The following is a 24,224-nucleotide window of genomic DNA, read 5'->3' on the forward strand; positions in this document are numbered from 1 at the left end:
TTGAGGTGGGTTGCGCAAAGCCTGTTGCGCTTTGCGCAGCTACTCTTTTATCCATCCAGAGGCTCTTGCAATGAGTCTGTTGCAAGCTGTTAGCCCTAAATTCATTAGGCCTATAGTTATGTTGGTTACTATATTATTTGTTTTAGTTTCTCCACTCCAGGCCGTTGCCGCCGCATCGCCCTCCTGGCGATACGAAGCCGAAAGAGCTAACTGGTGGGACAAAACCGACCTGCCGTGCGGCAAAACCTCAATTAATACGTCGGGCAGTTCTACGCTACCGGCAGACTTCCCTGAGCCAGCCCGAACAATCCTAACTAATGCCGCCAATACCGCCGGCACCAATGCTAACGTATTAGCCGCTATCTACATGAACGAACATGGTATAAACGAGTATCGCACCATACCCACCGACCGCAACGCCCTAAACGGCGGCGCGGTAAGCAGTGCGGGGGCGACCGGACCGTTCCAAGTTCTCCCCGAACTGTGGAAGAGGGAATGGGGTGATATTAACAATTTCGAGGATGCTGCCAAAGCCGCCGCCCAAAATTGGCTCAAAAACGCCGCTAAAATAGGCCCTACGCCAGAGATCGGCGACCCCAACAACCCTAAAGAAGGTACGGTTGTCTTTGCATTTAAGACCTATAATCCTGGAAGTCAAAGTTATATAGAGGCCGGCCTTAAACGCTACCAGTCTTTGGGTGGCAGCACAAACAACGGGCAAACTTCTGGCCCCGCTGCTTTTTTAAACACCAAAGACCAGTTTAAGCCAGTTGCCCGAGCCGCTAGTGATGCTGGCAAGGTATTCTTTGTAGGCGACTCTATAGGTAGCGCCATTAAAGACAAGCTAAAAGAACAATACCCCAACATTGAATTTGACACCCTGCCCGGCCGTGGCTTAACTGGTGGGCCTGCTCAGTTTCAGCCCAATGGCATAGATGTGCTTAAGGCTAGTACCGACAAAATTAAGAACGCCGACACCGTGGTATTAGAGCTTGGCACAAACGCTTACGACGCCGCAAACTTTTCGGCCGATGTCGACAATGCTATTAACATAATCAAACAGGCTAAAGACAGCGTGAAAATATACTGGATCGATTTGGCCGCCAATAGTCCGCAGTTTCAAAAGATAAACACCGAGGTCTATGGGCCTATGAATAAGACCCTAATTGATAAGTCTAATTCTGGGAATTTTAAGCTAATATCGTGGTTTAAAACTGTGTACCCCGAAGGAGACCCAAGCCAGCCAGCACCTACTCTGGCCGATTCTAATAAACTGTTCAAAGCCGGCGACAATGTTCACCCGTCCAATCCAGATGGGGTCAATGCCTACGCTAGCCTGGTGGCCAATAACCTCAAAAGTGGTGGTGGCACCAACAATACCGTCAGCGCGTCGAACAATTGCCCGGCAGCTAATAGTGGTGGCTCGGGTAACTGCATAGACGATGGGGCAATTATGAAGGTGAATGATGCCACCAAGCTGGGTGAGGCAATTAATAAATACATAGAGCAAAACGGAGGAAAAGATGCACCCTTAAAAACCCTGGGCGCAAAGTTTGTAAGTGGTGCTATACGGCAAGGCGTGAATCCGTTTCTGATTGTTTCGATCGCGCAAAGAGAATCAAGCTTCGGTAAGGCAGTGCCAGGCAACAATAGTGAGTCGTACAACTCATTTGGGCTAACCGCCGCAAGCGGACAACCCTCAGTGTCAACCAACGGTAGAAACTGGTATAAATGGCCTAGCTGGGAACTTAGCCTAGATGGCGGTGGTAGCGAGTTTGATGAGCCCACTTATCTGAAAAAAAATTACCTAGATAAGGGCTTAACAAAGGTTGACCAAATTATGATGAAATATGCACCCCCAAGTGATGGCAATGATACGGCTGGTTACATCCAGGGCATTAAAGATGGCAACAAGAAAATGGTTGACTTGGCCGGCGATGCCATTAGTTGTGATGGCGGCGGCCAAGCCGTGCGATCGCTCAAAAATGCTACTGTGGTTAAATCTTTTGACGGCCCGCCTATTAATGTAAGCTCGATCGTAGTTCACTATACCGCTGGCCAATCTGCAGATGGTGCTAGTTTTGTTAATGCGATTAAGTCCAATAAAAGCTGCGGGCCTCAAGGCTGCTCGGTTCAGGTGTGGATTTCAGACCAAGGCCAGGTTTATCAGTTGGTAGACCCACTCAACACCTTTACTGAAAATGTTAATGACTTTAACAAGCACTCCATAGGCATAGAGATCGACGGCGCAGATGAAAACGAGGTTATGAATAATAGTGTTCAGTTTGGAGCCGTAATCACGACAATCAAAGACTTGATGGAGATATTTAACATTAAGAATGAAATGGTTTGTGCCGAGCCCAACAGTAAGGGTATATTTGGTCATATGGAAGCCAACGATTGCATGAATCCGGTTCCGGGGCAAGGCCATCGCGACCCAGGAGCAAATTATATGGCAAAAATTAGACAGGCCTTAGGACAATGAGATCCAGACGCTTATTATTGCTAGTATTGGCGGCTCTAGTTATATTTATTGCTTTGGTAGCGTTAATCATAACGATGCTAAGTAGGCCGTCAGTCAAAACAACCCAGCTGTTTGATACTGGTTCTTACTACCACATGGTAACCAACAACGGTGTGGTTACTTTTATCGACAACAACAGTAATATCCAACGCTACAATGAAAGCTTGGCCAAAAAAGAGTTTATTGGCAGCGTAGCTATTGAGTACAAGCCGAAGCTGGCTGAAACAGGAGAATACATAGCCACCACAAAACCCAGCGGCCAAGCCTCCACTACCATAAGTAGACTGGATGTCTACAACGGCAATAGCTTGGATGGAAAAACAATCGTACCTTACAACTATGTTAAGTGGGGGTTTGGCAACCAGCTACTTGGACTTTTGCCGCCCAACCGAGCTAGCCAGGGAGAAGGAGGGCCTTTCGAATCAACCATATATAGCGGCCAGCTCAACATAATAAATGCGGCTCAGCCAGGCCAAGCCTTAACTGCTTCGGATAGCAATATCCGGTTCGAAACAATTGCCTATGCCAACCAAGACAAGCTAATAACTACCTCTACACAGACAGATGGCAGCATTACCCTAACCACCCTTGACGCCCGTAGCTGGCAACCTCTCGGGCAACAACGCCTGCCAAGTTTGGTTGAATATTACCAGGCAAAGCAGTTTTTCTTGTACCGCGAAAACAATAACTCCAACTTAGTGGTTTCTATGAACGCCGGCCAGCAGTTTACCACCAAGCTTCAAACTTCACCGTTTCTGGCTTACCCATTAGGAGGTAAGAGGCTAGCCGCTATAATAAAAAACAACGACCAAGCAAAATTAGTAGTATATAATTACGAAGCCAACAAAACCACCAAGGAGATGGTATTGCCAGATTATGTATTCAAACCCAACCAGCTTGTTACTACAGATAAAAATGTATATATTTCTACAAAAGGTGGAATTTATATGGTAGAAAACTTTTTGGACGGCTTAAAATGAGAAGGTGGCTGATTGTGCTGGGCATACTGCTAACTATAGCTGTGGCGGGCGGGGCTTTGGCAGTTTATAGCTTTAACCGATCTGGCAAGTTTCGGGTGGTTGGCGGCTCTCCAAGCAACAAAAGCACCAATGTGCCGCCAGAGAACACGATTACACTTGTGTTCTCTCAAGACCTCGACACCAACCAAGCCCAAACCTTTTTACAAACATCGCCCAGCCAGCTATTTGTAATGGAGTTGCAAAAAAATAAGTTAGTGCTAACACCGGCCAAGCCTTTGCAAGAAAAATCTCAATATTTGATTTCAATAAACAATATACGATCGACTCAGGGCCAGCAGACCAGCACTAGTATTTTATTTACAACTGGAGTTAATAATTCGCCAAGAGCACAATTTATTAGGCTTTTACCATTCAGTGGCAGTGACTTTAATATATTCTATAACGAAAATTTAGACGGGTTCACGGTTCAAATATCGACCAAGTCGATGGACCAAGCCAAAGCCCAGGCTCTGCAGTACTTTCGAGACAACAATGTAGACCCTAACAAGCAAAGAATTGATTTTCAGCAGCTGAGATACCTGCAGGGCAAAGGTGCTCCACCGCCCAACTAATCACAAACTAAACTTATCTAATTAATACTCTTATACTTTTTAGCTGCTGGTCGGAGCACAATATTTGACCCGTTTTAAGCACTATCTCGGCAGTATGTAGCCTGATTTCGCTGGCAGCCACCGAGCTTTCTACGGCCAGGGTCGCTGTTTGGTGCTGCAAACGAACAACCCTAGCGCTAACCCCTGTAATATCTAGGGTAGCTTTTTTTATGGCCTCCATAGCGGTTAGTTGGTTGGAGCCGATTGAGCTAGAGCGCCTTTGCAAGATATCTTTAATACCTTCCATTATTAGGTTTTTGCGCCGCTTAGATCAATTAGCTGATAGTCTTTGAGCTCAGTTTGAGGGGCTTCGGTGGTGGTTATGAAGGTTTGATGGGAATTAATAGCTTTTATTAAATGCTTACGCCGACTGGCGTCGAGTTCGCTAAATACATCGTCTAGCAATAATATCGGCTCCTTTTGTAGCTGCTCCTCCATGTATTCCAGCTCCGCCAGCTTAAGTGCGAGTAGTAGTGAGCGCATCTCGCCTCTGGAGGCGGCTACTTGTCGCTTTTTTTCGATTAACTTTAGTTCAAAGTCGTCACGGTGTGGCCCCACCAAGGTATGGGCTGCAGCTTGATCACGTATGTGACTGTTGGCGTATTGGCTCAGGGTATTTGCTGCTGGGTCCAGGTTTGGCAGATAGAATGTTTTTGGCCGCCGGGATTCTTTGTCGGCTAAAATAATGTATTTAGATTGCACTGTTTTAACTATGCTAGTTAAGAATTTTAGGCGGGTCTGGGTTATATACTCGGCGGGCTCGACCAACTGAACGTCGTACACAAACAGGTGGTCGGCTATGCTTTGCTTAGCTTGGTGTCTAGCCTGCATAAGCAGGCTGTTGCGTTGGGTTATTAGTTTTTTGTAATTACGCAGCTGCTCCAGATAAATATTATCCGTCTGCGACAGCACTACGTCGAGATACTTACGCCGTTGGCTTGGTGGGCCGGTCAATAGATTCATGTCGTTAGGCTCAAATAGTACGGCCGGGCTCAAACCTACCACCGAGCTTAGCGGCCTACGCTTGCCATTTAGCTTGGCTAGCTTATGAACTGTTGGTTTGTCACTTAAGAGAGTGGTGTAGTGCATATCAATCCGATCCTTGTCGTATTGAGCCTGTAAGCTATAATACGGTTTTGTATACTGTATTAGCTCGGCATCTGAACCACGAAATGACTTAGTGGTAGCTAGCACAAAAATAGATTCTATCAAGTTGGTTTTACCAACCGCATTGGGCCCAGCAATAACAATTAGATTACTATCAAATTCTATAGTCAGGCTAGTGTAAGAACGAAAATATTGAAGACTTAAGGCTTTGAGCATACTTAGCTGCGTAAGGGCATAATTATATGCAAGAGTTGGTTGGATTTTTGAGTTGGTCTTACTAGAACAGGGTCGAGCTTGGTATTAAATTCTAGACTTACCTGGTCACTGTTTAGGGTTTGAATCACATCTAGTAAGTATTTGGCATTGAGTGATATTTCTAAATTGTTGCCCGTGGTCTTACAATCTACTGTAGCATCGTTGGTGCCAACATGGGCTGCCGTAGTGTGTAGTTTAAGCTTGTCTCGGGACACATTAAGCTGAATGGTATGTGCAGCACCTTGAGCAAATATGGAGGCTAGCTTAACATTACTTAACAGCTGTTGCCGGTTCACTTGGACTTTGGTTTTACTACTGGTTGGAATAATCTTGGTGTAGTCTGGATATTTGCCCTCAATAAGTTGGCTGGTAATTACAGTATCATCAAAGCTAAAGGCCAGCTCTGTCTCGCCAATCTGGAGTTCTACCTCGCCCTCCTGGTCGTCTGCCCCAGCAGACCGCTGTACCTCTTGAGCAGTGCGTAAGGGGACTATCAGGCCTTGCTCATAACGATTATCTAATCCAATTTTATTTTCTGCTAATCTATAGCTGTCAGTGGCCGCTAACGTCAGGGCTCCCTTAGTAAACAACATATAAACTCCTGCTAGTACAGGCCTTGATTCGTCTAGACTAGCCGCTACCGTTACAGTGCTTAAAGCACCTGTGAGCTGTTTAGCTGGTATTTTTAATGTGGTTTTAGGAGCTATCTTGGGTATCTGTGGAAACTCACTAGCTGCTATGCCATTCAAACTAGAGTTTATGCTGTCTGTTTGTATAACCAAATTGTCTTTGTTGCTGCTAAGTTGTATTTTACCAGGGGGTAGCTGGCTAACCAGTTCACCAAAAAGGCGAGCGGGTACACTGAGCTTACCTTCTTTTTCTACCTTGGCACCAATTGTTTGGCTAATAGCTATTTCTAGATTGGTTGCTTGCAGTTCCACACCCTGCTTAGTAGCATTTATTAAGATATTAGATAGAACAGGTAAACTAGTCCGCGTTGCTATTGCCCGGCTAAGTATAGTTAAAGCATTTTGCATATTTTCTTGTAAGACCGAAAACTTCATTATTCAAACCTCCTCTTACTAATTACTGTTGTATTAGATATATATAGGTAGCAGCAGTATAGGGTGGTGTGGATAGTATGTATAACACTAGTTTTGGCTTTTATATAAGTATTTATTAAATACTTATATAATGTAAAACTTGCGCATTTAGGGTGTATAAAAAAAACAAAAGCACTTAGTTCTACACAATTACCAAAAATCTTAAATGTCAATATGTGTTTAAATTGTGTAGAAAGCTTAATCATGTAAACAGACTGTACACAACTTATCAACATAGTTATCCACAAATCTAACATGCTATTTTTTGGCCATCTCTTCGGCCAACTTATTAATGTCGCCCCCTAATTGAGTGTCTTGGGTTAGAGCGGCTTGTATTTTTTTAACCCCGTGCATAATAGTAGTGTGATCTTTCTTACCGAGAGAACTAGCAATCTTAGGAAAGCTCATACCAAGCTTACTGCGCATAATGTACATAGCTACTTGTCTTGGTACGACAACATCTTTGTCTCGTTTGGTGCTAACTATGTCTTTAAAACTAATATCAAAGTAATCCGCACACAGCTCCAGTACTACCTTGGGCTTGATTTTCTTGGGCTGATTGTTGGTGTGTTCACCCAGCAACTGCTTAGCTAACTCTAAATCTACCGGCCTGTTATGAGCCAGACTGTAAGCACCCAACTTTATAAGTGCACCCTCAAGCTCGCGAATATTACGTTCTACAATTTGAGCAATAAACTCGGCAACATCGGGTGAGAGATTAATTTTTTGCGCCTGGGCCTTATTAAGCAGAATGGCCACCCTGGTTTCGTAGTCGGGCGGTTGAATATCGGCCACCATGCCCCATTCAAACCGACTGCGCAGACGATCCTCAAGAGTCGGGATCTCCTTGGGCGGACGATCGCTGCACAAGACAATTTGCTTGCCGCGCTGGTGCAGGGCGTTGAAAGTGTGAAAAAATTCCTCTTTGGTTTTTTCGGCACTGGCTATAAACTGCATATCATCGACCAATAAAACATCAACCGAGCGATACTTGTTGGTAAACTTCTCGCCTTTTCGAATAGCTCCCACGAAGCTATTTATGAACTCCTCGCTAGTGACATATAGAGTTTGAGTGCTGGGATCACGCTTAATTATCTCGGTCGATATAGCCGACATTAGATGGGTTTTACCAACACCAGCCGGCCCATATATAAAAAGCGGATTGTAGGCATCGCCAGGCCGCTCAACCACCAGCTGGGCGGCCGAAAAAGCCAGCCGATTGCTAGCACCTACAATGAAATTATCAAAACTATAGCGCTGCAACGGCCTTTGAAACGAGGATCTCTTTATAGACCTGAGCTCAGAAGCAATAGGCGAGCTAGACGATTTAGGTTCAATGGTTTGTGTAGACCCTGGCTTTTGTGAGCCCTGCTTTGAGCGAGTGGTATAAGTCAGTTCTTTGACAGAGCTGTCGGCATTTTGCAAAGCTGCTAGTATTTGTTCATGATACTTACGAGCTATCCAGTCGCGGTTAAATATATTGGGCACAAATACCACAGCCACACCATTTTTAATAGAATCTAGGCGGGTGCCCTTGAGCCATGTACCATAATTAGCCTGAGACAAAACCACCTCAAGCTCTCCTAGCACCGACTTCCAAACCGTAGCATAGGTGTTATCCACAACTCACCCCCTAAACACGCATTATTACTTAACTATATATAACAATCATATGGTTTTCCACAGTTTTTTGCAAAAAAAGCTCTGAGTACCCTAAAAGGGGTGGATAACTTAGGACTTATACCGATTGATTTACTAGGTAATATCAGGTACAATATTGAGATTATGAAACAGACATACCAACCTAAAAAACGCTATCGCAGTCGCGTACACGGCTTCATGAAGCGCATGAGCACACGAGCTGGCCAAGCCGTTATTAAGCGGCGCCGAGCTAAAGGTCGAAAACGAGTTACGGCCTAATGCTAAAACGAGCCTTTCGATTGCGCCGAGCAAACGATCTAAACAAGGTTTACAAGTTTGGCAAAAAAAGCTCTGCCCCGAATCTCTACATAAAAGCCCGTCACACCAACCTGCCCGTTAGTCGACTAGCCGTAGTGGTAACAAAAAAAGTAAGCAAAAAGGCCACATTGCGCAACCGTATGAAACGACAAATGAGCGAGGTAGTGCGCACCAATTGGCAACAGATTAAGCCTGGTTTTGATATCATAGTTATGATCACAGCCGACACAACCAAACAAAAGCCCAGTCAAACCAAGGCCGAAGCCTTAGAAGCTCTAAAAAAACTGGCTATAATAGACAAGTCATGAAGAAAACTATAGTTTATATCATAAATATTTACCAAAAAACTCTCTCACCCGATCATAGCTGGCGAGCCAGCCGTTACCCACACGGCTTTTGTCGCCATTATCCAAGCTGCAGTGAGTATACCAAACGGGCCGTAGAAAACCACGGGGTGTTAAAAGGCTTGTGCTTAGCTGTTGTTAGAGTTGTAAGCTGTAATCCATTTGCCCAACCCAAGATTGATTTGAGCTGCGAAAAGGTTCTTAAGAATGGGTAATATCTTAAACGCCATATTAATACAGCCGCTGCTAAACCTGCTGATATTCATTTATGCCGTTCTGCCGGGTCACGACTTCGGCATTGCCGTAATAATTATGACGGTTTTGATCCGTTTGGCACTATGGCCGCTGGCTAGTAAGCAGCTACATAGCCAAAAGAAGCTTCAGGCTCTGCAGCCCGAGATAGCAGCATTGCGCAAGAAGGCGGGCGGCGATAAGCAGAAAGAAAACCAAATGCTCATGGAGCTCTACAAGGAAAAAGAAATCAACCCTTTTAGCGCCTGTTTGCCAGTATTGTTACAGTTCCCGTTTCTTATTGCTCTATATTTTGTGTTTAACCAGGCTACGAACGACATAGCCAAGACCATATCTAACCTATATGGTCCGGTTCAGAACATGCCCTGGATTAAGGATATCGCCGCTAGCCCCAACCTCTTTAAACCGAGCTTGCTGGGCATTGTTTCAATGGCCGCACCTAGCATTGCTTTGGCGATCTTTGCCGGAGTAACTCAATTTATTCAGGTTAAGATGATCTCGCCCAAAGCTGCCGACACCAAGGGCGACCCCCAGGCTCAAGCTACGGCTATGATGAACTATCTGTTTCCGGCAATTACAGTATTTATAGCCTGGCGGCTGCCCGCAGCCCTACCGCTTTACTGGTCGGTTACCAATATTGTTACTATTATTCAGCAGAAAATGATTATGAGCCAAGAAGTTGAAAAAATGGAAGAAGTTAAGGTGGTTAAAAAAACTGGCATTTCAAATGTTATCAAACAGCTTCCAGCCCGGACTAAACCTGCCAAAGCTAAAAAGAGTCAGAAAAAATGAGCCAGCTGAGTGTAGCCCAAGCCAAACTCCAAGAACTGCTAAGGCTACTAAATATTGAGGCCACGGTTGAAGTTGACGACGATGAGGAGCACCCCACATTAATGATTGATAGTGCCGATCAAGCGCTTTTAATAGGCCGCAACGGCGATAACCTGCGAGCGCTGCAGCATGTTCTGAATGTATTATTGCGGCGCGAGGGCACTCCAGAGGGCTTTGTGGCTATCGATGTGGCTGGTTACAAAAAAGAACGCACCGAAAAGCTCAAAGCCATGGCTCAAGCCGCCCTCGAAGAAGCCGTTAAGGGCAACAAAACAGTTCGTCTTAAGCCTATGAATGCTTATGAACGCCGGCAAGTACACATGTACCTGGCCGACAGCGCCGAAGTAGTTACCGAGAGTGAGGGCCAAGAGCCACACCGCATTGTGGTTGTCAAAAAAAGACTCTACTAAACGGTCTAAAAGCCTGAACAATGGCCAACGAAATCACAGATGCCACAATCGTAGCAATTGCCACGCCCCCAGGCCGGGCGGCAATTGGCATAGTTAGAATTTCGGGCCCAAAGACCGCGATGGTTCTTAAGAGAATTTGGGTTACAAAAGGCCAAAAGCTCGAGCCCAACAAACTAACAGTCGGCTGGGTTGTGGACGGTAGCACCAAAATAGACCAGGCCATGACGGCTTATATGCTCGCACCCAATTCTTATACCGGCGAGGACATGGCCGAAATTCATTGTCATGGCTCGCAGATAATTTTAAACACCATACTTCAATTGTTAATAAAAAACGGGGCCAAGCCAGCCGAAGCCGGGGAGTTTACCAGGCGAGCTTTTTTAAACGGCAAGCTCGACTTAGTACAGGCCGAGGCCGTGGCCGATCTAATAGAGGGCGAGAGTAGCCAGCTAGCTAAATTGGCCGCTTTTCAGTTGGCTGGCGGATTGTCGGGGGAAGTTAACGGTATAAAAGAGGTTTTATTGGGTCTGGCTGCAGTCACTGCTGCCAATCTCGACTTTAGCGAAGAGGATTTAGAGGCTTCGACTTATTCAGACCAGCTCGAGCAGATAAGTGGCCTGCTTAAAACAACTCATCACTTGCTTGATTCGGCACGATCGCTATCGCTAATTCGCAATGGCTTTCGCGTGGCCTTAATAGGGCTACCAAATGCCGGTAAGTCCACGCTTTTAAATGTTCTAGTAGGTTATGAACGGGCGATTGTAACCGACGTAGCTGGTACCACCCGTGATACCATAACCGAAACCATTGCTTACAAGAATCTAAGCTTTCACTTTACCGATACTGCAGGGCTAGCCGAAACCGACGACGTGGTCGAAAAGCTTGGGGTGCAGCGCAGCCAAGAGGCGATCAAAAGCTCGGATCTGATTCTTGTTTTGGTTGCGCCTGGTAAAGAAGAAGCGACAAAAAAGTATCTTGAGCGAGAGGATCTTCTCGACAAACTTGATACAGATAACAGTCTCATTCTCCATACCAAGTGGGATTCGAACTCTCATCCAAACAATGTAAGCCTAGGTAAGATTCCTTCGATAAATATCTCGGCTAAGACCAAAAAAGGGCTCAAAGAGCTGTTAGATGCTATCTACAAAAAAGCCGCTGCTGGGCATGACCCAAATGCCGTTTTGCTGCTTACCAATCGGCAGGTATCGGTTGTAGCCGATCTGTACCAGAAGCTCAAGGAGATTCAAACAGTATTAAAACAAGGCTTACCGGGTGACATTTTGCAAGTTGAGTATCAGCGAGCACTGCGGATCATTGGCACGCTCACCGGCGACCATGTAACCGAGGAGGTTATAAGCGGCATCTTCAGCCGCTTTTGCATAGGCAAATAGTAGTTCTGGTATTATAGAGACATGATCACACTCGAAGAAGCTAATAAAAAAGCTGAGGCTTTGCAAAAAGATGGCCGGGCTTTACTGGATCAGTATGACACTCTAAGCCTTCTGGCAAGACTTGGCGACATTCATGTTGATGGAAGCTTTGCTTATGGGCTTATGGTAAAACCAGACATCGATTTTCATATTTATTCTAGCTTTCCAGACATTCGGAAGGTTTCAGAAGTTTCTCAAAAACTCCTTGAAACCCCAGAGCTAGTTAGAATATTGGTGTCCAACAAACAAGATTATTTAGAGCCCGAAACAGGGCACCCAAAAGGCATTTACTTAGGATTTCGGATATTCTACAAAGGCCAGGCCTGGAATTTTGATGTGTGGGTTGTGAAGCCGGAGAACAAAGTTGATTCCGAAATGTTTGAGTTCGGCTGGCACAAAAAACTTACTAAAGAACAGCGCGACTCAATCTTACTTTTAAAATACAACCTTAAGGATCAAGGTCGATACCCTGGGCTGGACGAAGGTATGTATGCCTCCGCCGACATCTACCGAGCCGTGATGAAGGATGGTGTGCGGACGATCGAAGAGCTAGATGAGTGGCGCAAGACCCACCCTTATTGTTAGTAGATATATGACAAAACAAGAGATTGTAGCTAGCGTTCAAAAACTGACCCCCCCCGGCTCATATGTGCTTTTTGGGAGCTGCTCGCTGGCGGCACTTAATCTACGTGAGGCCAACGACATTGATATGCTTGTTAGCGAGGACTTGTTCGAAGAGCTCAAGTCAAGCGGCTGGAAGCAAATCTACAAAGGCCCAAAAGACGAACCGGTTACATATGATGCATTTGAAGCTCATTCAAGCTGGGGCTTTAGTCCATATAGCCCAACCTTAGGGCACCTGTTGTCTTCGGCAGTAGTGATTGAGGCTGTTCCGTTCGCGGCCCTAGAAGAGGTGCGCAAATGGAAGCAGGGCAGGCTAAGCACAAAAGACATTCGCGATATCAAGCTAATCGACAATTACTTAGCTAGTCAGTAATTGGAAAGTCGAGCGAGGATTTATAGTAAGTATTTATGGTGTCAGTCTTAATTACTTTGCCGCTTAGGTCTTGGATGTCGCGATAAAAGACTGTTTGGCTAGGTTTGGTGGTGTCGGAGCTGCCACTTACACAGCTCCTGGCTTTGGGCGTCTACTTTCGTCGGCCATCTCAATAGATGGGGCGCCTATCTTCCTAAACGAGATACGCAAATGGAGAGCTAGGTGCGGAGCTACCAAGTGCTACAGGCGTTAAAATTAATCGACCACTATCTTGCCAGAACTAGTTTGCTACTGGAAAATCGAGCGACGACTTATAGCTGGTATTTACTGTGTCGGTCTTAATAACCTTGCCAGCCAGATCCAAAACATCACGATAAAAGACCGTTTGGCTAGGTTTGGTGGTGTCGGAGTTGCCACTTACGAAGAACGGACCACGGATAGCCCCTGTCTTAGTCTTGGTGCCATAAAAACTAAACTTTAGAGTGGTGCCGGTCATAGTGGTTTGAATTAGTATATAGCTGCCGGTATCATTGCGAAACTTCATGTCGACTTGCGGGTAATAAACGGTTGCGTCTACACCTGGCACACCATAAGGCTCGGTGTAGTAGCTAATTGCAAAGGCGTGGCTAACGCGCTGCACAATAGGCAAACCGGCCAGTAGCGCCGCGCGGTAAGCCGTGCTCGACACTTGGCATAAACCGCCGCCATACTGGAACTCTTCGCGGTTGCCTAAAATAACTAAACTGGGCAAGTAACCAGTTTCGGGGCCGACTTCGCCTAGGTATTCTCCAAACGAAAAGACCTGGCCAGGCTTGAGCAATATACCGTTAAAACGAGCCGCGCCCACCCGAATATTTTGCATACGGTTGGCTGATGAACCAGGAAAATAACTTACCCCCTCGCTAATCAACTCCTTTATGCCCAACTGATCAATGGTATCGCTGCTAACAGCGGCTTTTTGTACCGATACTGCTAGCTGCACCGGTTGGCTTTGGCCAGTTTTGAGAGCCTCTAAAACGGCATCAGTCGAAGCGGCCACATCGAGTTTGCGCCCATCACGACTTTGTACAAACACGCTGGCTTTGCCCCCCTCGATTGTGAGCTGGGCATCTTGGGGCTCCTGGTTAACTTGAGCGGCTATACTGCCCACAAAGCCTGCGATCTGGTTTTTGTCGAAACCAACACCCGCCTGTCCCAATTGGCGATTGTAAAAGTTATTTAACAAACTGGAAGAATAAGGTTTAATAGGCGAGCTAACATTGAGCCAACCGATTAAGGTATTGGCATCTATTGAAAAACTCTTACCAGCTGCACTGAGCACTAACGGCTTTTGCAGGTATGGCTCAACCAGCTTTGATTCATCTCCGAGCTGACTAGAGCTAAGTTGCGGTTGAAGCGTAGTAGTGTCTAGAACAATATCCTTTTTGAGCTGACCAAGTTGACTCTGCAGTTGTAGTGCAGCTAGTCCTAAACCCAACCGCTTACCTGGTTGAGCTGGGTTTACCGCCAGCTCACCACCATTGAGCATAAAGCTGGCATTGCTTACTGGCTGGGCGGTCTCATTGGCCAAACTGCTAAGCGCGGTGGCGGCTTGTGGGCTCAAACTTACAGAGCTCACCGTTTTATCTGAGCCAAATACAAGCAAGCCAAGCTGATCAAATATTTGGGTAAATGGGTTGCCAATCCGCCCCAAGCTATAAAGATCATCAACCAGTTTAGCGGAATCATTGCGGCCAATCAGGTCGTTGGCATAATAATTACGGCTGTTGGAGCCTACGGCAACAGTTACCGCCGTACTCTGGTAGGCAGCTACCTGACCATCTAGCAACTTAATAGCTTCTTTTTTGGTTAAACCGCCTAAGTAAATGCCGTCGCCATAAACGCCTGGGAATACTCGATTGGCATAGGCCAAGCGCAGGGCATATAGCAGCGTTAAAGCACCGGCTGCAGCAATTACTGCTCCGATTCCCAATTTAAACCAGATAGATGTTTTTTCTTTGGCCATGGCCCCGTCTTGCCTCGATAAGCTTGCACAAGTTCCTAACATATTATGTACCTTTTTGCTATCTGGCACAAGCTAAGAAATTACTTAAGATCATTGAGCAGCTCCACACCCTCTTTAACGAGTTGGCTTTTCGATTTAGGACACACCAAAACGCCATGTGGGCTATCTATAACCACCATTTCATCTAGGCCAAGCGCCATAATTGGCTTATCGCCGGCAATCACCAAGCTGTCGCTGCAGTCTTTTTGGCAAACTTGGCCGCGAACGACGTTAGAGCCACCATTTTTAAGCAGTTCGTGTAAATCGTTAAAACTACCAATATCTGTCCAGTCAAAAGTTCCCGGCACTACCAATGGCTTGTCGAGCTTTTCGATTAGAGCAGTGTCAATGGCCTCGTTGGCCAATCCTAAATACAGCTTGTGCAGGGTAGCTTTGCTCTTCTGGCCAGCCAAGCTGCCATAGATTCTATATAGATTTGGCGCAAAGTATTTAAAACTACTTAAGAAAACCTCAATCGGTGCCGCAAATAAGCCCAGATTCCACAGGTATTGTTTGGACTTAACATACTTTTTAGCTGTTGGTAAATCTGGTTTTTCAACAAATTTCTCAACAAAGTAAGCTGGCCGACCGTGCTCAGACACTGCCTCCTTGCCAAGCTTAATGTATCCAAAGCCGGTCGATGGGTAATCGGGCTGAAGGCCGATGAGGGCTATTTTTTGGAGTTCTTGTGAGGCCAAAACCGCAGCCTTCACCGACTCTTTAAATGATTTATTGTCGGTTATGTGGTGATCGGCATGTAAAAAAATAATTACTTCGTTTGGATTGTGCTTTTTAGACAACTGCGATAAAGCCAGCAAAATACATGATGCCGTGCCGCGCCGGCCAGGCTCAATTAGTATGTGTGAGGCCGGGAGTGTGGGTAGCTGCTTCTTGATTTCGTTGGCATGAGACTTTTCGGTAACTATGTAGATATCTTTGGTAAGGGTCGAGGCGCGTTTGTAAGTATTTTGTATTAGTGAGTTATTATCTACTAGGTTTAGTAGGTGTTTGGGGTAGTTTGGTTGAGATAGGGGCCAAAGTCGTGTACCCTGGCCACCAGCAAAAATTACAATTATCATTGGCTTATTATAGCAAATCAATCTCCAGGTTTAGGTCACTTTATATTATCTAGACGGTTATGTTAAAATATAACCCTAAGGGGGACTATTCGCTATGAAGAGAAACAAAAAGAAAAAAGTTTGGCTAATCGTATTTTGCTTGGGAGCGTTATTGTTGATTTTGCTGGGTCTTGGCTATTGGCAACGCCAACAGGTTAAAAACCTTGCAAGCAAAATAATTCCTGGTCTTAAACGAAGCGATGCCCCTGTTCAGGTCGACGGTAAACCACAAACCGAAGCCAAAGATCTTGCTGGCAGCCAAAAGGCTGCCGAAAAAGCCTCTAAGCCAGGAGTGATTAACCCGCAGATAACCACTATCGATCAAAATGCTACAACTGTTATGGTAAGGGCAATGGTTAACAACGCCACAACTGGCACCTGCACACTCAAACTACAAAAAACTGGCCAAGCAGACATAACCCAAACTGCACCCATAGCTCGGGTAACTAGCTATTATGCCTGCCAAGGCTTTAATGTGCCAAAGAGCCAGATTCCTATAAACGGGGAATGGACGGTGACCGTATTATTTGCTAACGACCAAGGTAATGGTCAATCGGGGGACATTATAAATGTCAACTAAGAAGAAATTATTCAACATCTTAGCGGCTGGTTGGCTGGTGGTTTCTGTACTAATTAGCTACACCTCTTTTTCGGCAGCCATCCCTAAGCCGGCCAAGGCGGCCGAGGCATCAGCGTGGGATGCCGGCCGGATTATTGATGACGGCAAGTTTACCGACAAAAACAGCATGTCGGCACAAGATATTCAAAACTTTCTAAACTCCAAGGTGCCAACTTGTGACACCTGGCATGCTAGTGGAATATCGGGTGAATCACCACCCTGGACATGCCTTAAGGACTATAGCGAGAACGGTAAGTCTGCGGCGCAAATTATATGGGAGGCGGCGCAAAGCTATACAATTAACCCCCAGGTATTACTTGCAACACTGCAAAAAGAGACCGGGCTAGTTACTGACACTTGGCCGTATAGGTGGCAATACCGCACCGCTATGGGCTTTGCCTGCCCTGACAATGGTAGTTGCGATCCAGCTTTTTACGGCTTTACCAATCAGGTTACACAAGCCGCCCGGCACTTTAGAAACTTTTTCGACAACAATCCAAACTGGTATGTGCCCTTTACTCCTGGTGTGCGCTTCATTCAGTACAATCCCAATAGTGGCTGTGGCGGTAGTAACGTAAACATTCAAAACCGAGCTACGGCCGCCCTTTACTCATATACGCCGTATCAACCAAATGCTGCTGCAATGGCAAATTTATATGGTACTGGTGATGGCTGTAGCGCCTATGGCAATCGCAATTTTTGGCGGACCTTTGTAGACTGGTTTGGTTCAACGCGCGACGATCCATATAGAGCAGCTTTTGCCGGCCAGTCCGGGTATCCCATTTTAAGTCCAGGCCAGTCTGCCCCTGCTTGGATGCAGTTTAAAAATGTTGGTACGCTACCTTGGTACGGAGACAATTCAGTTGGTACTGCCGGGCCGGGTGTTAGCCCTGTCCATCTGGCTACCTCCAAACCGATTAATAGAGGTAGTCAGTTCAGCTCGACCTGGGCTGGTGGCAACCGCGATCGTCCAGCACTCAACTTCGCAGCCGTTTATGAGGCAGATGGGGTTACGCTGGCTCCAGATCAGAATATTGCTCAAGTAGGTCAGATAGCCAAATTTAGTTTTACATTCACTGCCAGCCCTACCCAGGGATCTGGTACATTTGCCGAGAACTTTAATCCGGTGGCTGAGGGGAGTCCTTATGTTTTTAATGATGTTGGTGCCTTCTTGAATGTGTCTGTTAGGGAGGGCTATAAACTTAGTTTTGCTGGTCAATCTGGTTACCCTACTATGTTGCCAGGTCAAAGCCAAACCGAGTTCATAAAGTACAAGAACGAAGGTGCTGCAAGTTGGTACGATGATACCGCTTTGGGTTCTGCCCCAGCTGGCACCAAGCCTGTCCACTTGTCTACCGCAAACCCTATCAACCGTTCGAGTCAGTTCGGTTATGCCTGGGCTGGCGGTAATCGCGACCGTCCAGCACTCAACTTCACAGCTGTTTATGAGGCAGATGGGGTTACGCTGGCCGATAATCAACACGTTGTTCAGACTGGCCAAGTCGCTAAGTTTAATATCACATTTACTACACCGCTAGGAACAACCCCAGGGGTATATGGCGAAAGGTTTTTACCGGTGCTAGAGGGGGCAGGACCATTTAACGATATTGGCACATTCTTAAATGTGACTGTTCAAACGCCAACCTACTCCCAGTCTTTTGCAGGCCAATCCATCTACCCAACTATTAAGCGCGGTAATTCTTTTACTGGCTTTGTAAATTACAAAAACACTGGCAACATGCCCTGGTACGACGATGCTTCGGTTGGCAGTGGCCCGGCTGGTAGCAAACCAGTGCACCTGGCCACAGCTAGCCCCATAAACCGATCGAGCATATTTGGCAACACCTGGGCTGGCGGCAACCGCGACCGTCCGGCTACCACCTTTGCTGCGGTTTACGAAGCCGATGGCTCCACTCTGGCTGCCGATCAGCATGTGGTACAGCCTGGCCAGATAGCTAAGTTTAACATTCCGTTTACAACCTCGGGCTCAACACCACTGGGCACCTTCCGTGAAAAGTTCCAAGCTATAGTTGAGGGCGGGGCAACCATGAATGACATTGGTGCATTCTTGGATGTTACTGTAACCCCTTAGATCGCAGCTTCTGCTAAAATATAACTTATGAGTAAAGGTTTTTGGCACAGTAAGGCGGTTTTGGTGACTGGTGGCAGCGGGTTCTTAGGCAGCCATTTGGTTAATAAGTTTAAAACACAAGGTGCAAATGTTTATGTTGCCGAACATAATAAATATGACCTCGTAAAGCTCGAGGATATTAATCGCCTGTATGACGACTTCCTGCCAGATACGGTAATCCACTTGGCGGCACGTGTTGGCGGGATTGGTGCAAATCGTGAACACCCCGGGAGCTTCTTTTACGACAATCTTATGATGGGCGTGCAACTTATGCACCAAGCCTACCTGCGCAAAATTCCCAAGTTTGTGGCTCTGGGCACGGTTTGCGCATACCCCAAGCACACCCCTGTTCCTTTTAAAGAAGAAGATCTGTGGAATGGTTACCCAGAAGAAACGAACGCCTCATATGGCTTGGCTAAAAAAATGATGTTGGTGCAAAGCCAAGGTTACCGTGAAGAGTATGGCTTCAACTCAATATTCTTGCTGCCAGTCAATCTCTATGGGCCTGGTGATAATTTTGATCCTCGGAGCTCACACGTAATCCCGGCTCTGATAAAGAAATGTGTCGATGCTACTAAAAAGGGTGAGGATGAAATAGTAGTTTGGGGTGATGGTTCGGCAACCCGCGAGTTTTTATATGTCGACGATGCAGTAAAAGGCATTATGTTAGCAGCTGAGAAATACAACAAGTCGGATCCTGTAAACCTGGGCTCGAGTTTTGAAATCTCAATTAAAGATCTTGTAGAGCTAATTGCTAGAGGCACCAACTTTAGGGGTACAATAGTTTGGGACAAGAGTAAGCCCAATGGCCAGCCCAAAAGAAAGCTCGATGTTAGTCGGGCCAAACAAGAGTTTGGGTTTGAGAGCAAAGTTGGCTTTGCAGAAGGGCTCAAAAAGACAATTGACTGGTACCGCCAAAACCAGGATAATTTATAAGCTATGAACGAGATAGCAATAAAGCCCCGAAAACGACTGGCAATTAACATTAAAGAGCTGTTTGCCTATCACGAGCTATTTTTTTACTTTGCCTGGCGCGATGTAAAAGTTCGTTATAAGCAAACTGCCATTGGCATTAGTTGGGCAGTTTTGCAACCATTTGTGCAAATGGTGGTTTTTACACTGTTTTTTAACAAGGCTGCCGGTATAACCTCGGGCAACTCGGCTGTGCCATACGCCATTTTTAGTTTTACGGGGTTACTTTTCTGGAACTTCTTCTCGTCGGCACTGACCCGCGCTAGCAACAGCCTGGTAGATAACCAGGCAGTGGTAACCAAGGTGTATTTCCCAAGGTTAATCTTGCCGCTTTCCTCTACACTTATTGGTCTAATTGATTTTTGTTTCGCCTTTGTTATTTTTGTTGGATTACTGGTGTATTTTAAATTCCCGCCAACTTGGCAGGCCGTGGCATTATTAATACCAGCTCTGCTGATAACGTTCATAGCGGCATCGGGTGTTGGTATGTATTTGGCAGCCGTGAATGTAAAATACCGTGATGTTAAACAGGCTGTTCCATTTCTGGTTCAAGTGGGGCTGTTTGTAACACCAGTTATTTATCCGGTGACTGCAATTCCACAAAAATATCAGTGGATTCTATATCTAAACCCCATGACGGGAGTTATTAACATGATGCGCTCGAGTTTTTTACACACAACACCTATTAATTGGCCGCTAACATGGCTTTCTATTGGTGTGGCCGGACTGTCCTTTGTAGTTGGTTTAATTTACTTTAAATTTAAAGAAAAAGAATTTGCGGACATAATATGAGCAAGGCCGTAATTGAAATCAAAAATCTATCAAAGGCTTATCTTATAAGCCATGAGGCCAAGGCAGCGCCAGGAACAGTTACTTTTCGCGATGCTTTAGCAGGCGTGGTAAAAAAACCGATCGAACTTATTACTGGTCACAAGCTCAAAAAAGAAAAGTTTTGGGCTTTAAAAGAAATTGACTTAAATATTGAACAAGGCGACGTTATTGGCTTGATTGGCAAGAATGGTTCGGGGAAATCCACTTTGCTCAAGGTGCTTTCTAGAATAGTTGAGCCTACTGACGGAGAGATTATTATGCGCGGTAAATCGGCCAGTCTTTTAGAGGTTGGTACTGGGTTTCACCCCGAGCTCACAGGACGCGAGAATATCTACTTTAACGGCTCTATCTTGGGTATGAAAAAGAAAGAAATCGATGCCAAGTTCGATGAGATTGTGGCTTTTTCTGGTGTTGAAAAGTTTTTAGATACCCCGGTTAAGTTTTACAGTTCGGGCATGTATGTGCGTTTAGCCTTTGCGGTTGCTGCCCACTTGGAGCCAGACATTTTAATAGTTGACGAGGTTCTGGCGGTAGGCGACGCTGAATTTCAACGTAAAAGCTTGGGGAAAATGCGTGACGTAACTAGAAACAAACAACGCACGGTTATATTTGTTAGTCATAACATGGACTCCATAAGGAGCATTTGCAGTAAATGTATTTGGCTTAGCGGCGGCAAGATTATGGAGGTGGGGGAAACCTCAAAGGTTGTTGAAAGCTACTCCCAGTCTTCTAGCTCTTTGGCTTCTATCCCCGTAAAAGAGCGTAAGGACAGAAGCGGAAATGGGCACGCTAGATTTACCGACATAATAACTGAAAGCACTGTTGAAAAAGACCGCAGCATAAGGTGCTTTTTAAAGATTAATAATAAAACCAAAAATATGTATGACAATTTCAAGTTATCCATAGATATAAATGACCACGAGGGTAATCAAGTAAGCAATCTAACTAACTATAGCGTGGGCGAAAAATTAGTCCTTAAACCTGGCAAAAACGAGTTTACATTAAATATTGAAGATGTTAACTTGTCACCGGGGGGCTATAGTTTAACAGCATTTATTGCTTCCGATCAATTCAACTCGGAAATATTTGACTGGGTAGAATCTGCATCTAGATTTGAGATAGCTGAATATGACTTTTACAACACAGGGGTTCCCCCCGTTGTCAAATCAAGGGAAGTCCTTCTGAACTTTAAATATAATGACAAGAAATAACTACTACAACATCAAAAAGGTCATTCCTAGTCGAGTAAAACGCTCCTTAAAAAAAATTCACAGCAAGGGAATTGATTTTAATAAAGAAAGAAAGAGAATTAAATATGATAATCCAACAGTTCTAACAGACCACTTTGGCATTAGGTTTATTCAGTATCCTTGGGATCTAACAAGTACTGATGATGCTATATCTCATGATTTTTACAAACCGGAGTTTATGGCCTATGATAAACTACTAAAAAAAAATGACGTTGTTATTGATTTAGGGGCAAATGTTGGTCTGCACAGTGTTTATATTGCTAAATTGCTAAAAGGAACTGGGCACATATATTCATTTGAGCCGGTTCCAGATACATATCGATTGATGCTTGAGACTCTCAGTTTAAATAGGGTCGATAATGTAAGTCCCTATATGGTTGCGATGGGTAATAAGCCGGGTAAAACCAAAATGAATATTTTTGATCAAAAATATTCGGCTTGGAATACATTTGGTAAACCGCAGTTTGGTGATCACAAGCCTACAAAATCGATCTTTGTTGAAACCCAAAAGTTAGACGGTTTTGCTAAACAAACCAAGATCAATAAAATTGACTTCTTAAAAATTGATGTTGAAGGTTTTGAAAAACAAGTTCTGCAGGGCGCAGCTTTATTATTAAAAAACAATAAGATAAGTATTTTATCCTTTGAGGTTTCAGAAATACCCTTGAAGGGGGCAAATTCCAGTGCACGAGAGATCTTTAAGATACTTGAAGATTTTGGGTACAATAGTTATCGTTATAATCCTGAAAAAAATAAGTTCACAGGTCCTTATAGTGACTCGAGTGAATTTTATGAAAATTACTACGCTTCTAAAAAGAACCTAACCTTAATATGAGAAAGAACCACAGTGAAGTTCCGGTAGTTTTATTTGTATTTAGTCGCGAGAAGCAGCTGGCAGAAGCACTAGAATGTCTAAAAGCCAACAATATCCCCATGCTCTACGTGTTTGCTGACGGGCCAAGAAACACGGCCGATCAGCCAGGTGTAGAAAAGGTTAGAAAGCTGATAAATGACATTAATTGGACAACCGTAAAAAAAGTTTATGCTAAAAACAACATGGGCCTGAGTGAGTCAATACAAAGAGGCTTAAACACGGTCTTTAAGAAATACGATAAAGCTATAATTCTCGAAGACGATGTTTGTGTGGCCCCCGGCTTTTTTGAATATATGAAACAGGCACTTAATAGATATGCCCAAGATAAGAGAATAGCGGGCGTTACAGGTCTAAGATATCCGTTTGACAGAAGAAATATGGATAGCCTAAATAAAGATGTGTTTTTGGCGCCGCGTTTTTCGTCTTGGGGGTGGGCAACATGGAAGGACCGCTGGGAAAACTTGGATTTTAACCGCGAGTCATTACTCCAAAAAACAGAAAACAAGAACCCAGAGGTGCTATTACGCGGTGGTAGTGATTTGCTTGTGTCGTACCGGGCTGTGCAAGACGGTTCATTAAGCGGTTGTTGGGACTTTTACTACTATTTAAACATGGTTATAAACAATCAGTATTTTGTATGGCCAAAATATAACATGGTGGTTAACACCGACATTGCAGGCGGCAGCCACCCTTCGCAGGAAAAACCTAGCTGGACCTTAACGTGGGAAAAATCAGATAAAAAATCGTTTATTATGCCAAAGAGCCTAACAATAAATGATAATATAATAGATGATTTTCTAGTGTTTTTTGATGAATTTCCAACTAATCAGAGGGTTAATATGAAGTCGCAACTAAAAAAAGTATTTAACAAACTTGGCTACAAAATTGAACGGGTGCCTAAAGAATCCGGTAGTAGCAAGGATCCATCTGAATACACAACCACAGACGGCCCTATAGAGGTGCCTTGCCAAAAAGAATCTTACTTTTATGCCTTAAACCGCTTTGTAAAAGAGGGCGATAAAGTGCTCGATGTCGGCATGGGAATTGGATATGGCATGAATCTTCTTTCAATTAGCGCTAAAGAGGTTTATGCTGTTGACGTAGATGAGAAAGCTGTGGATTATTGCACCAAGCATGTGCTAGGTAAGAATCCTAAAGTTAAAGAACTAAAAAAGTACGATGGCTACCACCTACCGTATAAAGATAATTTTTTCGATGTTGTTACATGCGTAGATGTTGTTGAGCATGTGGAAGATTACGACAAATTTATTGATGAGTTATTGCGGGTATCTAAAAGAGTCGTATTCTTTGCCACACCAAATCGACGCCCCGAATACACCAACCCAGACGGCACCCCAAAAAATTATTGGCATTTGCGCGAATGGTCGTTCGAGGAGCTGGATAAGATCGTAAGAAGCCACACCAAAAAAATAACCTGGGCATTTTTGGACGGACCCTGGGAGGGGCCATTTAAAACAGTAAAGACGGTTGGCGAAGACACTCTAGTATTAATGCCCGCATTAGTTAAGAAGGACTGATTTTG

At 44.9% G+C, this 24,224-nt stretch carries 24 protein-coding genes; 18 read left to right on the top strand and 6 right to left on the bottom strand.

The features are described from left to right. The first annotated feature begins 70 nt into the window (after positions 1-70). From HYX70_03935 to HYX70_03945, 3 genes are read left to right on the top strand one after another with little or no spacing between them, the layout of a single operon-like run. Complete coding sequence (locus HYX70_03935) at positions 71-2,485, top strand: N-acetylmuramoyl-L-alanine amidase (protein MBI2798413.1); 2,415 nt, start codon at positions 71-73, stop codon at positions 2,483-2,485. After that, positions 2,482-3,504 (top strand): hypothetical protein, encoded by a 1,023-nt coding sequence (locus tag HYX70_03940; GenBank protein MBI2798414.1) that lies wholly within the window; start codon positions 2,482-2,484, stop codon positions 3,502-3,504. The genes HYX70_03935 and HYX70_03940 overlap by 4 nt, the downstream gene beginning before the upstream one ends. After that, positions 3,501-4,115 carry an Ig-like domain-containing protein gene (locus HYX70_03945; GenBank protein MBI2798415.1) on the top strand — a complete coding sequence of 205 codons (615 nt, stop codon included), beginning with the start codon at positions 3,501-3,503 and terminating at the stop codon, positions 4,113-4,115. The genes HYX70_03940 and HYX70_03945 overlap by 4 nt, the downstream gene beginning before the upstream one ends. Positions 4,116-4,128: 13 nt before the next feature. On the opposite strand, the gene HYX70_03950 is transcribed toward HYX70_03945, so the two are convergent. The 4 genes from HYX70_03950 to dnaA all read right to left on the bottom strand — a co-directional run bounded on the left by HYX70_03950 (position 4,129) and on the right by dnaA (position 8,242). Further along, entirely contained in the window at positions 4,129-4,401 is a 273-nt protein-coding gene (locus tag HYX70_03950) for a hypothetical protein (GenBank protein ID MBI2798416.1), read from the bottom strand. Between the two features lie 2 nt (positions 4,402-4,403). Then, positions 4,404-5,477, bottom strand: a complete 1,074-nt coding sequence (gene recF / locus HYX70_03955; protein ID MBI2798417.1) for a DNA replication and repair protein RecF — start codon at positions 5,475-5,477, stop codon at positions 4,404-4,406. A 2-nt stretch (positions 5,478-5,479) separates the two neighbouring features. Next, on the bottom strand, positions 5,480-6,580 hold the full coding sequence (dnaN, locus tag HYX70_03960; GenBank protein MBI2798418.1) for a DNA polymerase III subunit beta: 1,101 nt from the start codon (positions 6,578-6,580) through the stop codon (positions 5,480-5,482). A 297-nt stretch (positions 6,581-6,877) separates the two neighbouring features. Beyond that, on the bottom strand, positions 6,878-8,242 hold the full coding sequence (dnaA, locus tag HYX70_03965) for a chromosomal replication initiator protein DnaA (protein ID MBI2798419.1): 1,365 nt from the start codon (positions 8,240-8,242) through the stop codon (positions 6,878-6,880). 162 nt (positions 8,243-8,404) lie between these two features. On the opposite strand from dnaA, the gene rpmH reads away from it, so the two are divergent. The 8 genes from rpmH to HYX70_04005 are packed head-to-tail and all read left to right on the top strand — an operon-like array spanning position 8,405 to position 12,842. Next, on the top strand, positions 8,405-8,539 hold the full coding sequence (gene rpmH, locus HYX70_03970; protein MBI2798420.1) for a 50S ribosomal protein L34: 135 nt from the start codon (positions 8,405-8,407) through the stop codon (positions 8,537-8,539). Next, entirely contained in the window at positions 8,539-8,886 is a 348-nt protein-coding gene (rnpA, locus tag HYX70_03975; GenBank protein MBI2798421.1) for a ribonuclease P protein component, read from the top strand. Before rpmH ends, rnpA begins: the two co-directional genes overlap by 1 nt. Next, positions 8,883-9,137, top strand: coding sequence for a membrane protein insertion efficiency factor YidD (locus HYX70_03980; protein MBI2798422.1), 255 nt, complete (start codon positions 8,883-8,885; stop codon positions 9,135-9,137). The genes rnpA and HYX70_03980 overlap by 4 nt, the downstream gene beginning before the upstream one ends. After that, positions 9,130-9,966, top strand: a complete 837-nt coding sequence (locus tag HYX70_03985) for a YidC/Oxa1 family membrane protein insertase (GenBank protein MBI2798423.1) — start codon at positions 9,130-9,132, stop codon at positions 9,964-9,966. The genes HYX70_03980 and HYX70_03985 overlap by 8 nt, the downstream gene beginning before the upstream one ends. Continuing rightward, on the top strand, positions 9,963-10,415 hold the full coding sequence (locus tag HYX70_03990; protein MBI2798424.1) for a KH domain-containing protein: 453 nt from the start codon (positions 9,963-9,965) through the stop codon (positions 10,413-10,415). The genes HYX70_03985 and HYX70_03990 overlap by 4 nt, the downstream gene beginning before the upstream one ends. 20 nt (positions 10,416-10,435) lie before the next feature. Further along, entirely contained in the window at positions 10,436-11,806 is a 1,371-nt protein-coding gene (gene mnmE, locus HYX70_03995) for a tRNA uridine-5-carboxymethylaminomethyl(34) synthesis GTPase MnmE (GenBank protein MBI2798425.1), read from the top strand. A gap of 21 nt (positions 11,807-11,827) precedes the next feature. Continuing rightward, positions 11,828-12,430: a hypothetical protein gene (locus HYX70_04000; GenBank protein ID MBI2798426.1), complete on the top strand. Its 603-nt coding sequence runs from the start codon at positions 11,828-11,830 to the stop codon at positions 12,428-12,430. A 7-nt stretch (positions 12,431-12,437) separates the two neighbouring features. Further along, complete coding sequence (locus HYX70_04005) at positions 12,438-12,842, top strand: hypothetical protein (protein ID MBI2798427.1); 405 nt, start codon at positions 12,438-12,440, stop codon at positions 12,840-12,842. A 280-nt stretch (positions 12,843-13,122) separates the two neighbouring features. Here the strand turns inward: HYX70_04005 and HYX70_04010 are convergent, their stop codons facing one another. After that, complete coding sequence (locus tag HYX70_04010) at positions 13,123-14,847, bottom strand: VanW family protein (protein ID MBI2798428.1); 1,725 nt, start codon at positions 14,845-14,847, stop codon at positions 13,123-13,125. Between the two features lie 80 nt (positions 14,848-14,927). Then, positions 14,928-15,965 carry a mannose-1-phosphate guanylyltransferase gene (locus HYX70_04015; GenBank protein MBI2798429.1) on the bottom strand — a complete coding sequence of 346 codons (1,038 nt, stop codon included), beginning with the start codon at positions 15,963-15,965 and terminating at the stop codon, positions 14,928-14,930. Between the two features lie 94 nt (positions 15,966-16,059). Between HYX70_04015 and HYX70_04020 the strand changes: the two genes are divergently transcribed. Genes HYX70_04020 through HYX70_04050 form a run of 7 tightly spaced genes read left to right on the top strand, consistent with a single transcriptional unit; the run spans position 16,060 to position 24,219 of the window. Next, positions 16,060-16,584 (top strand): hypothetical protein, encoded by a 525-nt coding sequence (locus HYX70_04020; GenBank protein MBI2798430.1) that lies wholly within the window; start codon positions 16,060-16,062, stop codon positions 16,582-16,584. Further along, positions 16,574-18,715: a hypothetical protein gene (locus HYX70_04025; GenBank protein MBI2798431.1), complete on the top strand. Its 2,142-nt coding sequence runs from the start codon at positions 16,574-16,576 to the stop codon at positions 18,713-18,715. Before HYX70_04020 ends, HYX70_04025 begins: the two co-directional genes overlap by 11 nt. Before the next feature lie 27 nt (positions 18,716-18,742). Further along, a complete protein-coding gene (locus HYX70_04030) occupies positions 18,743-19,690 on the top strand; it encodes a GDP-L-fucose synthase (GenBank protein ID MBI2798432.1) in 948 nt (315 codons plus the stop codon). A 3-nt stretch (positions 19,691-19,693) separates the two neighbouring features. Next, entirely contained in the window at positions 19,694-20,518 is an 825-nt protein-coding gene (locus tag HYX70_04035; protein ID MBI2798433.1) for an ABC transporter permease, read from the top strand. Beyond that, a complete protein-coding gene (locus tag HYX70_04040; GenBank protein MBI2798434.1) occupies positions 20,515-21,768 on the top strand; it encodes an ABC transporter ATP-binding protein in 1,254 nt (417 codons plus the stop codon). Before HYX70_04035 ends, HYX70_04040 begins: the two co-directional genes overlap by 4 nt. Further along, positions 21,755-22,642 carry an FkbM family methyltransferase gene (locus HYX70_04045; GenBank protein ID MBI2798435.1) on the top strand — a complete coding sequence of 296 codons (888 nt, stop codon included), beginning with the start codon at positions 21,755-21,757 and terminating at the stop codon, positions 22,640-22,642. The genes HYX70_04040 and HYX70_04045 overlap by 14 nt, the downstream gene beginning before the upstream one ends. Continuing rightward, the gene (locus HYX70_04050) at positions 22,639-24,219 is read left to right on the top strand and encodes a methyltransferase domain-containing protein (protein MBI2798436.1); all 1,581 of its coding nucleotides are present in this window, start codon (positions 22,639-22,641) and stop codon (positions 24,217-24,219) included. Before HYX70_04045 ends, HYX70_04050 begins: the two co-directional genes overlap by 4 nt. Positions 24,220-24,224: the final 5 nt, after the last annotated feature.

The organism is Candidatus Saccharibacteria bacterium (assembly GCA_016191105.1).
GTDB lineage: Bacteria > Patescibacteriota > Saccharimonadia > CAILAD01 > BJGX01 > JACPPH01.

Excerpts from the sequence above, each read along its gene's own strand:
- HYX70_03935 (MBI2798413.1), top strand. The coding sequence starts at position 71 with ATGAGTCTGTTGCAAGCTGTTAGCCCTAAATTCATTAGGCCTATAGTT.
- HYX70_03940 (MBI2798414.1), top strand. The coding sequence starts at position 2,482 with ATGAGATCCAGACGCTTATTATTGCTAGTATTGGCGGCTCTAGTTATA.
- HYX70_03945 (MBI2798415.1), top strand. The coding sequence starts at position 3,501 with ATGAGAAGGTGGCTGATTGTGCTGGGCATACTGCTAACTATAGCTGTG.
- HYX70_03950 (MBI2798416.1), bottom strand. The coding sequence starts at position 4,401 with ATGGAAGGTATTAAAGATATCTTGCAAAGGCGCTCTAGCTCAATCGGC.
- recF (MBI2798417.1), bottom strand. The coding sequence starts at position 5,477 with ATGCTCAAAGCCTTAAGTCTTCAATATTTTCGTTCTTACACTAGCCTG.
- dnaN (MBI2798418.1), bottom strand. The coding sequence starts at position 6,580 with ATGAAGTTTTCGGTCTTACAAGAAAATATGCAAAATGCTTTAACTATA.
- rpmH (MBI2798420.1), top strand. The coding sequence starts at position 8,405 with ATGAAACAGACATACCAACCTAAAAAACGCTATCGCAGTCGCGTACAC.
- rnpA (MBI2798421.1), top strand. The coding sequence starts at position 8,539 with ATGCTAAAACGAGCCTTTCGATTGCGCCGAGCAAACGATCTAAACAAG.
- HYX70_03980 (MBI2798422.1), top strand. The coding sequence starts at position 8,883 with ATGAAGAAAACTATAGTTTATATCATAAATATTTACCAAAAAACTCTC.
- HYX70_03985 (MBI2798423.1), top strand. The coding sequence starts at position 9,130 with ATGGGTAATATCTTAAACGCCATATTAATACAGCCGCTGCTAAACCTG.
- HYX70_03990 (MBI2798424.1), top strand. The coding sequence starts at position 9,963 with ATGAGCCAGCTGAGTGTAGCCCAAGCCAAACTCCAAGAACTGCTAAGG.
- mnmE (MBI2798425.1), top strand. The coding sequence starts at position 10,436 with ATGGCCAACGAAATCACAGATGCCACAATCGTAGCAATTGCCACGCCC.
- HYX70_04000 (MBI2798426.1), top strand. The coding sequence starts at position 11,828 with ATGATCACACTCGAAGAAGCTAATAAAAAAGCTGAGGCTTTGCAAAAA.
- HYX70_04005 (MBI2798427.1), top strand. The coding sequence starts at position 12,438 with ATGACAAAACAAGAGATTGTAGCTAGCGTTCAAAAACTGACCCCCCCC.
- HYX70_04010 (MBI2798428.1), bottom strand. The coding sequence starts at position 14,847 with ATGGCCAAAGAAAAAACATCTATCTGGTTTAAATTGGGAATCGGAGCA.
- HYX70_04015 (MBI2798429.1), bottom strand. The coding sequence starts at position 15,965 with ATGATAATTGTAATTTTTGCTGGTGGCCAGGGTACACGACTTTGGCCC.
- HYX70_04020 (MBI2798430.1), top strand. The coding sequence starts at position 16,060 with ATGAAGAGAAACAAAAAGAAAAAAGTTTGGCTAATCGTATTTTGCTTG.
- HYX70_04025 (MBI2798431.1), top strand. The coding sequence starts at position 16,574 with ATGTCAACTAAGAAGAAATTATTCAACATCTTAGCGGCTGGTTGGCTG.
- HYX70_04030 (MBI2798432.1), top strand. The coding sequence starts at position 18,743 with ATGAGTAAAGGTTTTTGGCACAGTAAGGCGGTTTTGGTGACTGGTGGC.
- HYX70_04035 (MBI2798433.1), top strand. The coding sequence starts at position 19,694 with ATGAACGAGATAGCAATAAAGCCCCGAAAACGACTGGCAATTAACATT.
- HYX70_04040 (MBI2798434.1), top strand. The coding sequence starts at position 20,515 with ATGAGCAAGGCCGTAATTGAAATCAAAAATCTATCAAAGGCTTATCTT.
- HYX70_04045 (MBI2798435.1), top strand. The coding sequence starts at position 21,755 with ATGACAAGAAATAACTACTACAACATCAAAAAGGTCATTCCTAGTCGA.
- HYX70_04050 (MBI2798436.1), top strand. The coding sequence starts at position 22,639 with ATGAGAAAGAACCACAGTGAAGTTCCGGTAGTTTTATTTGTATTTAGT.